Here is a 13,148-nt window from a genome sequence, read left to right as displayed (position 1 = left end):
ATGACCAGATCTGGAACCTCAAACGCGGCGGCCACGACTACCGCAAGGTCTACGCCGCCTACAAGGCCGCCACCGAATTCAAGGGCAAACCCACCGTCATCCTCGCCCACACCGTCAAGGGCTACGGGCTGGGCCCGCACTTCGAAGGCCGCAACGCGACCCACCAGATGAAGAAGCTCACCCTCGATGACCTGAAGAAGTTCCGCGACCACCTGCGGATCCCGGTCACCGACGAGCAGCTGGAGAAGGACTCCTACCGGCCGCCGTACTACCACCCCGGTAACGACGCCCCGGAAATCAAATACATGATGGAGCGCCGGGCGGCCCTGGGCGGATCCGTCCCGGAGCGCCGCGACACCCACGCCGAGATCGTGCTGCCGGAGGCCAAGTCCTATGAGGTGGCCAAGCGCGGCTCGGGCAAGCAGATGGCCGCAACCACCATGGCGTTCGTCAGGCTCCTGAAGGACCTGATGCGGGATAAGAACTTCGGCAAGCACATCGCCCCGATCATCCCGGACGAAGCCCGCACGTTCGGCATGGACGCGTTCTTCCCGACGGCGAAGATCTACAACCCCAAGGGGCAGAACTACCTGTCGGTGGACCGGGACCTGGTCCTGGCCTACAAGGAATCCCCCGCCGGTCAGCTGATCCACCCCGGCATCAACGAAGCCGGCGCCGTGGCAGCCTTCACCGCCGCCGGAACCTCCTACGCCACCCACGGCGTACCCCTGGTCCCGGTCTACGTGTTCTACTCCATGTTCGGCTTCCAGCGCACCGGCGACGCCTTCTGGGCCGCCGGAGACCAGATGACCCGCGGCTTCATCATCGGCGCCACCGCAGGACGGACCACCCTCACCGGCGAAGGCCTCCAGCACGCCGACGGACACTCCCCCCTGCTGGCCTCAACCAACCCCGCCGTCCTCACCTACGACCCCGCCTACGGCTACGAAATCGGACACATCGTCCGCTCCGGCCTGGAACGGATGTACGGCGCGGATTCGACGGACAAGAACGTCATGTACTACCTCACCGTCTACAACGAACCCATCATCCAGCCCGCAGAACCGGAGAACCTCGACGTCGAAGGCGTCATCAAGGGCATCTACCTGCTCGCCCCGGCCAAGATCGACGGTCCCCGCACCCAGATCCTTGCCTCCGGCGTCTCCGTGCCCTGGGCCATCGAAGCCCAGCGCGTGCTGGCCGATGACTGGAACGTCTCCGCGGACGTCTGGTCCGTGACCTCCTGGAACGAACTGCGCCGCGACGGCCTCGCCGCCGAAGAGGAAGCCTTCCTCAACCCCGGCCAGCCCGCCCGCGTCCCGTTCGTCACCCAGCAACTCGAAGGCGCCACCGGCCCCATCGTCGCCGTCTCGGACTACATGAAAGCCGTCCCGGACCAGATCCGGCAATTCGTCCCCAACGAATACGCCACCCTCGGCGCCGACGGCTTCGGCTTCTCCGACACCCGCGCAGCAGCCCGCCGCTTCTTCAAGAACGACACCCACTCCATCGTGGTCCGTGCCCTTGAAATGCTGGCGCGCCGCGGCGAGGTGGATGTCGACGCCCCGGTGAAGGCGATTGAGAAGTACAAGCTGCTCAACGTCAACGCCGGCACCACCGGCAACGCCGGAGGCGAAGCCTAGCCTTCCGGCTGGACAGCGGAACCAGCAGCGCTACACGACGGCGGCCCTCACCCCACAAGGTGAGGGCCGCCGTCGTTCTGTCCCGGGGTAAGCGCCGGCAGGTGACGGAGGCTGTGACGCAGCGCAAGGCGGGTTGTAGCCTTCGCACAAATGGAGCTTGCTCCGCGGTGGCCGTATGCTCAAAGAATGCCAGCATCAGCCAGCCAGTCCCCGAAGCGGAAACCGTCCCCGCCGAAGGTCACGCCGGAGAAGTCCGAGACCCTCAAGCAGCTCCGCGCCAACGTGGGCCAGCTCTCCACGACCACCATGCGCAAGCTTGAGCAGTCGCTGCCGTGGTACAGCCGGCTCAGCGCTGATGAGCGTTCCGCACTCGGCATGGTGGCGCAGAACGGCATCGCGGCGTTCGTCACCTGGTACGAGCGGCCAAGCTCTCCCTCCTGGATCCTCACCGACGTTTTTGGGACGGCCCCCACGGAACTGACGCGTTCCATCAGCCTGCAGAAGGCGCTCCAGCTGATCAGGATCGTGGTGGAAGTGGTGGAGGACCAGGTTCCCGTCATTGCGCCCGAGGCCGACCAGCCATCCCTGCGGGAGGCCGTGCTGCGCTATTCGCGGGAAGTCGCATTCGCTGCCGCGGACGTCTACGCCCGCGCCGCCGAGTCCCGCGGCTCCTGGGACACCCGGCTGGAAGCTTTGATTGTGGATGCGATCCTGCGCGGGGAAAACACGGATGCCCTGCGCTCCCGTATCGCCGCGCTGGGCTGGAAGGCGCAGGAGCGCTTCACCGTCATGGTGGGCAATTCCCCGTCTGAGCCCAGCGCCAGCTATGTCAGTGAACTGCGTCGGATGGCCGGCCGTTATGCCGAGGACGCGCTGGTGGGCATCCAGGGCGACCGGCTGATCCTCATCCTCGGCGGGGTGCAGGACCGCGAAACCGCCTATGTGAAGCTGAGCGACATGTTCGCCCCCGGGCCGGTGGTCTATGGGCCCGAGGCCAGTTCGCTGCTGGAGGCCAGCGGATCCGCCCAATCCGCCTTCGCCGGATTGACGGCCGCCCGGGCGTGGCCGTCTGCGCCGCGTCCGGTGGCCGCGGACGACCTGTTGCCGGAGCGGGTGATTTCCGGGGATGACGCTGCCCGGCGCTCACTCGTTAAGAACATCTACCGGCCGCTCCTGGCCGCCTCCAACGGGCTGGTGGAAACCCTGGGAACCTACCTGGAACTGGGCCACTCGCTGGAGGCCACGGCCCGGGAACTCTTCGTCCATGCCAACACGGTGCGCTACCGGCTGAAGCGGGTCTGCGATGTTACAGGCTGGGACCCGCTGCTCCCGCGGGAGGCATTCGTGCTGCAGGCAGCACTGGTGGTGGGCCGCCTTTCGGCGCCACCGAAGGCCGCCACGGAGCGCCAGGCGTCCCGGAACCAGGCCTGAGGCATTGTAGACTTCCTACAACCTGACCCCGTGAGCTTGGTGCGGAGAAACACCGCTGGATCACACAGTAATTTGGAAAGCTGGTTACGTGCTTGCAATAGTCTGCCCTGGACAGGGCTCACAGACCCCGGGTTTTCTTGCCCCCTGGCTGGAACTTCCCTCGGTGGCAGGCCAGCTGGCCTCCCTGAGTGACATCGCAGGCATCGACCTGATAGCCCACGGAACCACCTCCGATGAGGAAACCATCAAGGACACTGCCGTGGCGCAGCCCCTGATCGTTGCTGCCGGGCTTGTCGCCGCGGCTTCCCTCTTCGACGTGGAACTCAACTCCCTCCCGGTGATCCTCGCCGGACATTCCGTGGGTGAGATCACCGCAGCAGCCCTGGCCGGTGTGCTGACCGAACAGGAAGCCATGACGTTCGTCCGTGAACGGGCCAACAGCATGGCCGCCGCGGCAGCCGTCACCCCCACCGGCATGAGCGCCGTCGTCGGCGGCGACCCCGCCGAGGTGCTGGCCGCCATTGAAGCCGCCGGCGCTGCCCCAGCCAACGTCAACGGTGCCGGCCAGACGGTGGCGGCAGGAACCTTCGAACAGCTGAAGGCCCTTGCCGACAACCCGCCGGCAAAAGCCCGCGTCATCCCGCTCAAGGTGGCCGGCGCGTTCCACACCAGCCACATGTCGCCCGCCGTCGATGCGCTCAAGGCGCTGGAACCCACCTTGAACCCTGTTGCCCCCAAGGTGCCCCTCCTGTCGAATTACGACGGCGGCGAAGTCACCGACGGTGATGCCGCCGTCGCAAGCCTGATCGCCCAGGTTTCCCGCCCGGTCCGCTGGGACCTGTGCATGGAAACCATGGTGAAGCGCGGTGTTACCGGCGTGATCGAACTCGCGCCTGCCGGCACGCTGGCGGGCCTGGCCAAGCGCGGCATGCCCGGCGTCAAGACCGTTGCCGTCAAAACCCCCGATGACCTGTCCGCCGCACTGGCGCTCTTCGCAGAACTGGAGGGCAACGCATGAGCGTTCCCACGCTGAAACAGGCTCCCATCCAGGAGCACACCCGCATCCTCGGCCTCGGCGCCTACCGGCCGGACGTCATCGTCACCAACGAAGATGTTTGCCAGTGGATCGACTCCTCCGACGAATGGATCCGCCAGCGCACCGGCATCGTGACCCGCCACCGTGCCGCAGCTGACGTCAGCGTGATCGACATGGCCGAAGGCGCAGCCCGTGAAGCCATGGCCAAGGCAGGCATTGAAGCCTCTGAACTCGGTGCAGTCATTGTGTCCACCGTGACCCACCCCTACGCCACTCCCTCCGCCGCGGCCAGCCTGGCCGACCGCATCGGTGCCACTCCGGCCCCTGCCTTCGATATCTCCGCTGCGTGCGCCGGTTACTGCTACGGCATTGCCCAGGCCGACGCGCTGGTCCGGTCCGGCACCGCGAAGTACGTCCTCGTGGTCGGTGCGGAGAAGCTCTCCGACGTCATCGACAACCGGGAACGCACCATCTCCTTCCTCCTCGGCGACGGTGCGGGCGCCGTCGTCGTAGGCCCTTCCGACACGCCGGGCATTGCCCCGTCCGTGTGGGGCTCGGACGGCAGCAGGTGGGACGCCATCGGCATGACGCGCTCCATGCTTGACGTCCGCGACCTCGGCCTGGCTGCCCGCCAGTCCGACTCCACGGGCGATCTCGCACTGCTGGAAGAAGCCCAGGAGCTGTACCCCACCCTTCGCCAGGACGGACAGACCGTGTTCCGCTGGGCCGTGTGGGAGATGGCCAAGGTGGCCCAACAGGCACTCGATGCCGCCGGGATCCAGGCGGAAGACCTGGTGGCCTTCATCCCCCACCAGGCCAACATGCGCATCATCGACGAGATGGTGAAGAAGCTGAAGCTGCCCGAGACGGTTACAGTGGCACGGGACATTGCCGAGGCCGGCAACACGTCCGCTGCCTCCATCCCGCTCGCAACCCACCGGCTCCTGCAGGAGAACCCCGGACTGAGCGGCGGGCTGGCCCTGCAGATCGGTTTCGGTGCCGGACTGGTCTTCGGCGCACAGGTAGTTGTCCTTCCCTAGATACGCCCCAAGGGTCGCAACCGCGGCCCGGACCGTTTCCGGCAGCCCCTGCCGGCAATACAAGAAAAGGAGCCACCAATGGCTAGCAACGAAGAGATCCTGGCCGGCTTGGCTGAAATCGTCAACGAAGAAACCGGCCTGGCCCCGGAGGCCGTCGAGCTGGACAAGTCCTTCACCGAGGACCTGGACATCGACTCCATCTCCATGATGACCATCGTGGTCAACGCTGAAGAGAAGTTCGGCGTGCGCATCCCCGACGAAGAGGTCAAGAACCTCAAGACCGTTGGCGACGCCGTCAGCTTCATCGCCGGAGCACAGGCCTAATAACCGGCTTTCCGCCGTCTCACGGCTTGGCAGGGCTGCCGGTCCGGACTGACCGGACCGGCAGCCCGCCGCATTTATCCGGGCAGAACCCCGACCGGGACTGGCCGATCATCAACATGTGCGGGACCCTGCGACAGGCGCAGACGGACTCCCCACCGACGAAAGAGTGATCCCATGACGCGCAAAGTAGTCATTACCGGTCTGGGTGCCACCACGCCCATCGGCGGCGATGTACCCACGATGTGGAACAACGCCCTTAAAGGGGTCTCCGGTGCCCGCACCCTCGAGGACGACTGGGTAGCCAAGTACGAGCTCCCCGTCCACTTCGCCGCCCGCTGCAGCACCCCGGCACTGGACGTGCTCAGCCGTGTTGAAGCAAAGCGGATGGACCCCTCCACCCAGTTCGGCGTCATCGCTGCCCGGGAAGCCTGGGCCGATTCCGGCATCACGGAAATCGACCAGGACCGGCTGGCAGTCGCCTTTGCCACCGGCATTGGTGGCGTCTGGACCCTCCTGGACGCCTGGGACACCCTGAAGGAAAAGGGTCCCCGCCGGGTCCTGCCCATGACCGTCCCCATGCTGATGCCCAACGGCGTTGCCGCAGCCGTCAGCCTGGACCTCGGCGCCCGCGCCGGCGCCCACACCCCCGTCTCCGCTTGCGCTTCCGGCACGGAGGCCATGCACCTGGGCCTGGAACTCATCCGCTCGGGCAAAGCAGACGTGGTGATGTGCGGTGGAGCAGAAGCCGCCATCCACCCCATGCCGCTGGCGGCCTTCGCCTCCATGCAGGCACTGTCCCGCCGGAACGACGATCCGCAGCGCGCCTCCCGCCCGTACGACACCGCACGTGACGGCTTTGTCATGGGCGAAGGTGCCGGTGCCCTTGTCCTCGAAGCCGAGGAGCACGCCCTGGCGCGCGGCGCCCGCATTTACGCCGAACTTGCCGGCACGTCCGTCACCGCCGACGCCTACCACATCACCGCACCGGACCCCGAAGGTCTGGGTGCCACCCGTGCACTCAAGGCTGCCATGTTTGATGGCCGCATCCAGGCTGAAGACGTGGTTCACGTCAACGCCCACGCAACCTCCACTCCTGTTGGCGACAAGCCGGAGTACACGGCCCTGCGTGCCGCCTTGGGCAACCACGTGGACAACGTGGCCGTTTCCGCCACCAAGTCGCAGATGGGCCACCTCCTGGGCGCGTCCGGCGCGGTGGAGGCTGTCCTCACCGTGCTGGCCGTCCATGAGCGCAAGGCACCGGTCACCATCAACCTTGAGAACCAGGATCCGGAAATCCCGCTCGACGTTGTCACCTCCGCCCGCGACCTGCCTGCCGGCAACATCGTGGCGCTGAGCAACTCGTTTGGGTTCGGCGGCCACAACGCCGTCGTGGCAATCCGCAGCGTCTAGGCATTGCCGGGGAAGCGCCCCGGAAACGCAAGGGAGGCCCCGCCAACTGGCGGGGCCTCCCTTTTTTGGCTATGGAAGTGTTGCAGTACCCAAGGTCACCGGGGGACGGACGACGGCGGTCAGCCCACCTGGTGGAGCCAGCGAACCGGGGCGCCTTCGGCAGCGTGGCGGAACGGTTCGAGTTCCTCGTCCCAGGCTTCCCCGAGGGCCAGCGAGAGTTCGTGGTACACGGCGGCCGGGTCACCGGCGCCGGACTCATAGGCGTAACGGATCCGGTCCTCGGACACCATGATGTTGCCGTGGACGTCCGTCACGGCATGGAAAATCCCCAGTTCGGGAGTGTGCGACCAGCGGCCGCCGTCCACGCCCTGGCTGGGCTCCTCCGTCACTTCATACCGAAGATGCGCCCAGCCGCGGAGGCAGGACGCCAGTTTGGCTCCCGTGCCGGGGGTACCGGTCCAGGACAACTCGGCCCGGAACATGCCGGGCGCGGCAGGCTGCGGGGTCCACTCAAGGTCCGTCCGCTTGTCCACCACAGCGCCAACCGCCCACTCAACGTGGGGGCACAGCGCCGTAGGGGCCGAGTGAACGAACAGCACACCGCGGGTCATTGCAACAGACATTCCATCCTCCATAGCTATAGGTACGTCTTCCCCAACGACCTCTGCCTGGATGGAACTGCCGTGCCCTGCTCTGCGGCGGTGGTTTCCCTGCGCGTATTCAGATGTATCACATAAAGCTGAGTCCGGACTTGCCGCGCCGCACAAAGCTCAGGGAGCTTCAAGCGACACTTGAAAGTTGCCGGACGTGACTCTTATTGTGCCGCACCCCGCAGAATTACGCCAGTGCGATTAGCCACACCGGGTCAGGCCCTTGGATGCGCCTGCTGATAGCTCTTCCGAAGGCGGTCAACCGAGACGTGGGTGTAGATCTGGGTGGTCGCCAGGCTGCTGTGGCCCAGGATCTCCTGCACCGCGCGCAGGTCCGCGCCCCCATCAAGCAGATGCGTGGCGGCCGAGTGCCGCAGCGCGTGGGGCCCGGACGCCGAGGTGTCGCCCAGTGCCGCGAACACCGTGTTGACCAGGGCACGGACCTGCCGTTGATCGATGCGGCCGCCGCGGGCTCCAAGAAAAAGGGCAGGCCCGCTGTTGCCCTTCGCCAGTGCCGGACGCCCCCGCCGAAGCCAGTCGTCGACCGCCACGGCAGCGGGAACGCCGAAGGGAACTGTGCGTTCCTTGTTGCCCTTGCCGATCACGCGGAGCGTGCGCCGGTCAGGGTCAAGATCGTCGACATCGAGCCCGGCCAGTTCGCCCACCCGGATGCCCGTGGCGTACAGGAGTTCCACCATGGCGCGGTTTCTGACAGCGAGTGGCTCACCGTCCGCGGCGGAGGCCTCCAGACCCTCCAGCAGGCGCGTGAGCTGCGGCGCCTGAAGCACCCCCGGCAGGGATCCTTCCCGTTTGGGTGCCTTCAGGCGAAGGGCGGGATCTGTGTCGATGAGCTCTTCCCGGAGTGCCCAGGCTGTAAAGACCCGCGCCGTGGCGGACCGGCGGGCAACGGTCGCCCGCGAGGCGCCCGCAGAGCTTTGGCTTCCGAGCCACCGGCGGAACGTTCCCAGTTCAAGGTCCTTCAGTTCTGCCACGCCTTCCGATGCCGCATGGACCAGGAGGCTGTGCAGGTCGCCCAGGTAGGCGCGCCTGGTGTGGTCTGACACCGCACGCTCCCCCGACAGGTAGCCGGCGAACGCGTCCAGTGCCTTGCCGAGTGCCCCGGGCAGTTCTTCATGTTCCACTCCTCTACTTTCCCAGTTGCGGGCCCTGCACCGTGCGCGGACACGGCTATCCTTTGCCGCGTTTCCAACCTCCCCGCTCCGACACGGCCAGGCCCAGCAGCCCCAGCCTGCCAAGTCCGGCCCGCACCGAGTCCTGTCCCAGGCCGGCCACGGTAGAGAGCTTTTCCACGGATGTGGTGGAGCGAAGCGGCAGTGCGTCCAGCAGGATCAAGTCCTCCAGGGTCAGGCCGTCCTGGACTGCCGCTTCCGTAGTCCGTTGCCCGGGCAGTGCAGTTCCGCTGGGCGAAGCAAGTTCAGCCACCTCCGCCGCATCGGTGACGCAGACCGCCCCTCCGTCCCGCAGAAGACGGTGGCAGCCGGCGGAGTTGGCGCTGTGGACTGATCCGGGAACGGCACCAACCGCACGGCCCAGGGTCTCGGCGTGGTGGGCCGTATTAAGAGCTCCCGAACGCCAGCGGGCCTCGACCACCACCGTCACCGCGGAGAGGGCGGCTATCAGCCTGTTCCGCTGCAGGAAGCGGTAGCGGGTGGGGGCCGATCCCGGTGGCACCTCGGCCAGGACGGCTCCCTGGTTGGCCACGGCGCGCAGCAGGTCCTCATTGCCGGACGGATAGAACCTGTCCACTCCCCCGGCCATGACGGCGACCGTCGGTACAGCGGTGGAGCTGCCGGCGAGGGCTGCCCGGTGCGCATGGGCGTCGATGCCGTAGGCTCCTCCCGAAACGACCGTGAAGCCCCGCTGCGCCAGCGAGTAGGCCAGGTCGCCTGTGACCGCCGCTCCGTAGCTCGTACTGTCCCGGGACCCCACCAGGGCGATGGACTTATCCAGTGCGGGCAACGGCTGTTCCTCTCCCCGCCACCAGAGGCAGATGGGCTCCTGGATGCCCAGGTCTGCGACCTGGGCCGGCCATAGTTCGTCGCCCGGGATGATGATGCGGCCGCCCAGCCGGGCCATGGTGGCAAGGTCACGTTCGGGTGCGAGGTCAGGGATCCGTGGCTGCCACCGCTTCAACGCTGCGGCAAGGCCGGCCCAACTGCCGGCCGCCGCGGTGTCCGTCAGCAATGCGGTGATTTCCCGCTCAAGGCCAGGGCCGGCCGACACCTGTCCGGTAGCGATGAGCAGGGCGTCTGTTGCCCCCGCAGTCCGAACGAGGGCAAGGCCCGCCGCGTCCTGGGGTTCCATCAGCCGTGAGAGGGCGGCCCGGGCCAGCCGTTCCTTATCAATGCTTCGCGTCTTTTCCACGACCCGTTCCTTGTCCACCCGCAGTTCCTTTGGTTCGTTCCGTTCCTGGAGGCTTGTCATGCCGCGGCCGCCGTAGCCTGCCGCAGGCCCAGTGCCTGTCCGATGTCGTTGGTGTCCGGCGTATCCCGGCGACCCAGGTCCGCCAGGGTCCAGGCGAGCCGAAGGACGCGGTCGTACCCGCGGGCGGTCAGGATGCCGCGCTCAAGGGACTGGTCCAGGATCCGGGTTGCTGCCGGCGCGAGCCGCAGGTCACCGCGGAGGATTCGCCCCGGTACCTGGGAGTTCGTCTCAAGCCCGAAGCATCGCAGGCGATCCGCCTGCCGCGCACGGGCACCCCGCACCCGGTCCGCCACGGAAGCGGTGTCCTCCTCGGCCCCTGCCTGGCCGAAGTCAGCCAGGGAAACCCGCTCCACCTGGAGCTGGATGTCCACCCGGTCCAGCAGGGGCCCGGACATTCTGGCAAGGTAGCGGCGGCGCATCACGGGAGTGCAGGTGCAGTCCAGCCCTTTGCCGGAGGCCTTGCCGCACGGGCAGGGATTAGCTGCAAGCACCAGCTGGAACCGGGCCGGGTACGCCGCAGTCCCGGCGGATCGGTGAATCACCAGTTCCCCGCTCTCCAGGGGCTGCCGCAGCGCGTCCAGGACGCGCCGCTCGTATTCCGGCGCCTCGTCCAGGAAGAGCACGCCCCGGTGCGCACGGGATGCCGCTCCAGGCCTGGGCAGGCCCGACCCGCCGCCGATGATGGCTGCAGCGGTGGCGGAGTGGTGCGGGTTCTCGAAGGGCGGCCGGCGCAGGAGCTGCACGGTGGACGACGGGAGGCCGCACAGCGAATGGATGGCCGTGACCTCCATGGATTCATGGTCGCCAAGGTCGGGTAAAAGACCGGGCAGCCGCTCCGCCAGCATCGTCTTGCCGGCGCCCGGCGGCCCGGTGAGCAGCAGATGGTGGGCACCCGCGGCGGCCACCTCCAGGGCTTTGCGGGCGTCGCCCTGGCCGGAGACATCTGCCATGTCGGGAGACGGGCCGGGAAGGGCGGGCCCGTCGCCGCCCCCATCCGCGTCATCGGGTTCGAAGTCCAGGGCAAGTTCCTGCGGATCTGCCCCGAAGTCGAGGGCGAGCCGGGCAAGCGTGCGGTATCCGCGCACCACGGCACCCGGGACAAGGGAGGCCTCGGCGAGATTGGCCTGCGCCACCACGACTTCGGGATAGCCGGCCTGCACCGACGCCATGACGGCCGGCAGGATTCCGCGCACGGGGCGGAGCCTGCCATCGAGCCCCAGTTCCGCGATGAAGACCGTGCGCCCCGTGGGCTTGATATCGTTCGCGGCCCGGAGTACGGCCATGGTGACGGCAAGGTCGAAGCCGGAACCGCGCTTGGGAAGTGAGGCGGGAATGAGGTTGGCGGTGATCTTCCGGCGGCTGAGCGGGATCCCGGAGTTCTTGGCGGCTGAGCGGATGCGCTCCTTGGCCTCGTTGAGGGAGGCATCCGGCAATCCCAGGAGGACGAAAGCGGGCAGCGTCTGGCCGATGTCCGCTTCCACCTCAACCATGTAGCCATTGAGCCCTACAAGGGCGACGGAATAGGTCCGGCCCAGCGCCATCACCCCACCCCCTTGAGGTGTTCCACCAGGGGTTCCCCGCCGCCGTCGTCCAGCACCGCCACAACGTCCACACGCCGCAGCGGCATCCGCAGCTCGCGGTCGCGGCACCACGCGGCGCCAAGCCGGTGCAGCCGCGCCAGTTTTTCCGGACCCACCGCCTCAAACGGGTGGCCGTAATCCAGGGAGCGGCGGGTTTTGACTTCAGCGATGACCAGCGCGTCACCGTCCAGGGCAACGATGTCGATCTCGCCCCCGGCGCACCTCCAGTTGCGCTCCACCACCAGCATGCCCAGCGATTCAAGGTACCCCACGGCGAGGTCTTCGCCGTGCCTGCCCAACAGGTCTTTCGATTTCATTTCTACCTCCGCAACCAGCCTGGCGGCGGAGGCAAGCGGAGAACAGAAGGCCCCTGTCCTATGTGGACAGGGGCCGGTGTGGAGGGAAAGTCGGGAATTCCGGGGTGTCTAGTTCCCCAGGTCCACGTCCTTGGGCAACGCCAGGTCCTCGTTGCGGGGCAGTTCCTCGACGTTGACGTCCTTGAACGTCAGGACCCTGACGCTCTTGACGAAGCGGGCTGAACGGTAGACGTCCCAGACCCAGGCGTCCTGCAGGGTCAGGTCGAAGTAGACCTCGCCGTCAGCGCTGCGGGCCTGGAGGTCAACGTGGTTGGCCAGGTAGAAGCGCCGCTCGGTCTCGACAACGTAGCTGAACAGACCGACCACGTCGCGGTATTCACGATAGAGCTGAAGCTCCATGTCGGTTTCATAGTTCTCAAGATCCTCAGCACTCATGCTTCCATCTTGCACCATGTCCGGCACGGCTGGCGCCGGGCGGCGGGAGTCAGTCTCCGTAGGGCCCGTCCCCGTCGGGGACCTCCGCGGCCTGCAGTTCCCCGCCGAGGAGCCGCCAGCTGACCCGGTGGTAGGGGGTGGGTCCCGCTGCGCGAAGCACGTTCCGATGGGCTGCCGTGGCATAACCCTTGTTGATGTCCCAGCCATAGTCCGGGTACTCGGTGTGCAGTTCGCGCATCATCCGGTCCCGCTCCACCTTGGCGATGACGCTTGCGGCGGCCACGCTGAGGCACTGCATGTCGGCCTTGACCTTGGTGTGGACCGGGGCCTCGCACGCGGCCTCCAGGACGGGCTGGTCGAACAGGGACAGCTGCTCCGCCGGGGAAAGCCAGTTGTGGCTTCCATCCAGCAGGACCGCTTCCGGGACAATGCCTGAACCGAGGATGCTCCCCCAGGCCCGGGTTCCGGCCAGCCGCAGGGCCGCGATGATGCCGAGCGAATCGATCTCGCCGGCGGTGGCGTGCCCCACCGCGGATGCGACGCTCCAGCGCCGCACCAGCGGATCCAGCCGTTCCCGTTCAGCCGGGCTCAGGAGTTTGCTGTCCCGCACGCCGGCAAGCGGTTTTTGGCGCTCCAGGTCCACGACGGCGATTCCCACGCTGACGGGGCCCGCGAGGGCACCGCGGCCAACCTCGTCAACGCCTGCCAGGAACCGTATCCCCTGTGCCTTGAAGGTTCGCTCGTGCCGCAGCGTCGGCGCCTTGGCTCCGCGGGGCGCGGGCTTGGTGGCGGGACGGGACGTGGCGGCCGGGGAGGCCTGTACTGCGGAAGACATGG

The 13,148-nt window shown here is 67.3% G+C and carries 13 protein-coding genes; 6 read left to right on the top strand and 7 right to left on the bottom strand.

Features of this window, described 5'->3' with window-relative positions:
• From MRBLMD1_RS05430 to fabF, 6 genes are all read left to right on the top strand, one after another.
• A partial coding sequence (locus tag MRBLMD1_RS05430; protein ID WP_414703666.1) for a transketolase-like TK C-terminal-containing protein occupies positions 1-1,643 on the top strand: 1,643 nt, incomplete at its 5' end.
• A gap of 186 nt (positions 1,644-1,829) precedes the next feature.
• The gene (locus MRBLMD1_RS05425) at positions 1,830-3,074 is read left to right on the top strand and encodes a PucR family transcriptional regulator (protein WP_159631754.1); all 1,245 of its coding nucleotides are present in this window, start codon (positions 1,830-1,832) and stop codon (positions 3,072-3,074) included.
• 88 nt (positions 3,075-3,162) lie between these two features.
• Positions 3,163-4,092, top strand: a complete 930-nt coding sequence (locus MRBLMD1_RS05420) for an ACP S-malonyltransferase (protein WP_201302413.1) — start codon at positions 3,163-3,165, stop codon at positions 4,090-4,092.
• Entirely contained in the window at positions 4,089-5,150 is a 1,062-nt protein-coding gene (locus tag MRBLMD1_RS05415; RefSeq protein WP_159631753.1) for a beta-ketoacyl-ACP synthase III, read from the top strand. Before MRBLMD1_RS05420 ends, MRBLMD1_RS05415 begins: the two co-directional genes overlap by 4 nt.
• 78 nt (positions 5,151-5,228) lie before the next feature.
• Entirely contained in the window at positions 5,229-5,474 is a 246-nt protein-coding gene (locus tag MRBLMD1_RS05410) for an acyl carrier protein (protein WP_009359314.1), read from the top strand.
• A 174-nt stretch (positions 5,475-5,648) separates the two neighbouring features.
• Positions 5,649-6,884 (top strand): beta-ketoacyl-ACP synthase II, encoded by a 1,236-nt coding sequence (fabF, locus tag MRBLMD1_RS05405; RefSeq protein WP_224026390.1) that lies wholly within the window; start codon positions 5,649-5,651, stop codon positions 6,882-6,884.
• Positions 6,885-7,003: 119 nt separating this feature from the next.
• Here the strand turns inward: fabF and MRBLMD1_RS05400 are convergent, their stop codons facing one another.
• From MRBLMD1_RS05400 to MRBLMD1_RS05370, 7 genes are all read right to left on the bottom strand, one after another.
• Positions 7,004-7,507, bottom strand: a complete 504-nt coding sequence (locus MRBLMD1_RS05400) for a DUF3145 domain-containing protein (RefSeq protein ID WP_159631751.1) — start codon at positions 7,505-7,507, stop codon at positions 7,004-7,006.
• 242 nt (positions 7,508-7,749) lie between these two features.
• Positions 7,750-8,676: a tyrosine recombinase XerC gene (locus MRBLMD1_RS05395; protein ID WP_364397958.1), complete on the bottom strand. Its 927-nt coding sequence runs from the start codon at positions 8,674-8,676 to the stop codon at positions 7,750-7,752.
• A 46-nt stretch (positions 8,677-8,722) separates the two neighbouring features.
• A complete protein-coding gene (gene dprA, locus MRBLMD1_RS05390; RefSeq protein ID WP_364398036.1) occupies positions 8,723-9,859 on the bottom strand; it encodes a DNA-processing protein DprA in 1,137 nt (378 codons plus the stop codon).
• Positions 9,860-9,975: 116 nt separating this feature from the next.
• Positions 9,976-11,520 (bottom strand): YifB family Mg chelatase-like AAA ATPase, encoded by a 1,545-nt coding sequence (locus MRBLMD1_RS05385; protein WP_364397956.1) that lies wholly within the window; start codon positions 11,518-11,520, stop codon positions 9,976-9,978.
• Positions 11,520-11,876, bottom strand: coding sequence for a YraN family protein (locus tag MRBLMD1_RS05380; protein ID WP_159631748.1), 357 nt, complete (start codon positions 11,874-11,876; stop codon positions 11,520-11,522). Before MRBLMD1_RS05380 ends, MRBLMD1_RS05385 begins: the two co-directional genes overlap by 1 nt.
• A gap of 108 nt (positions 11,877-11,984) precedes the next feature.
• Positions 11,985-12,311 (bottom strand): DUF2469 domain-containing protein, encoded by a 327-nt coding sequence (locus MRBLMD1_RS05375; RefSeq protein ID WP_159631747.1) that lies wholly within the window; start codon positions 12,309-12,311, stop codon positions 11,985-11,987.
• Between the two features lie 49 nt (positions 12,312-12,360).
• The gene (locus MRBLMD1_RS05370) at positions 12,361-13,146 is read right to left on the bottom strand and encodes a ribonuclease HII (RefSeq protein ID WP_224026393.1); all 786 of its coding nucleotides are present in this window, start codon (positions 13,144-13,146) and stop codon (positions 12,361-12,363) included.
• Positions 13,147-13,148: the final 2 nt, after the last annotated feature.

The organism is Pseudarthrobacter sp. LMD1-1-1.1, from assembly GCF_040676255.1.
Lineage (GTDB): Bacteria > Actinomycetota > Actinomycetes > Actinomycetales > Micrococcaceae > Arthrobacter.
Note: the sequence above shows the minus strand (reverse complement) of the source record. Positions and strands in the feature narration are given on the sequence as shown.

Bases quoted from the DNA above. Each gene is read 5' to 3' on its own strand.
- MRBLMD1_RS05425 (WP_159631754.1), top strand. From the start codon at position 1,830: ATGCCAGCATCAGCCAGCCAGTCCCCGAAGCGGAAACCGTCCCCGCCG.
- MRBLMD1_RS05415 (WP_159631753.1), top strand. From the start codon at position 4,089: ATGAGCGTTCCCACGCTGAAACAGGCTCCCATCCAGGAGCACACCCGC.
- MRBLMD1_RS05410 (WP_009359314.1), top strand. From the start codon at position 5,229: ATGGCTAGCAACGAAGAGATCCTGGCCGGCTTGGCTGAAATCGTCAAC.
- fabF (WP_224026390.1), top strand. From the start codon at position 5,649: ATGACGCGCAAAGTAGTCATTACCGGTCTGGGTGCCACCACGCCCATC.
- MRBLMD1_RS05400 (WP_159631751.1), bottom strand. From the start codon at position 7,507: ATGTCTGTTGCAATGACCCGCGGTGTGCTGTTCGTTCACTCGGCCCCT.
- dprA (WP_364398036.1), bottom strand. From the start codon at position 9,859: ATGGAACCCCAGGACGCGGCGGGCCTTGCCCTCGTTCGGACTGCGGGG.
- MRBLMD1_RS05385 (WP_364397956.1), bottom strand. From the start codon at position 11,520: ATGGCGCTGGGCCGGACCTATTCCGTCGCCCTTGTAGGGCTCAATGGC.
- MRBLMD1_RS05380 (WP_159631748.1), bottom strand. From the start codon at position 11,876: ATGAAATCGAAAGACCTGTTGGGCAGGCACGGCGAAGACCTCGCCGTG.
- MRBLMD1_RS05375 (WP_159631747.1), bottom strand. From the start codon at position 12,311: ATGAGTGCTGAGGATCTTGAGAACTATGAAACCGACATGGAGCTTCAG.
- MRBLMD1_RS05370 (WP_224026393.1), bottom strand. From the start codon at position 13,146: ATGTCTTCCGCAGTACAGGCCTCCCCGGCCGCCACGTCCCGTCCCGCC.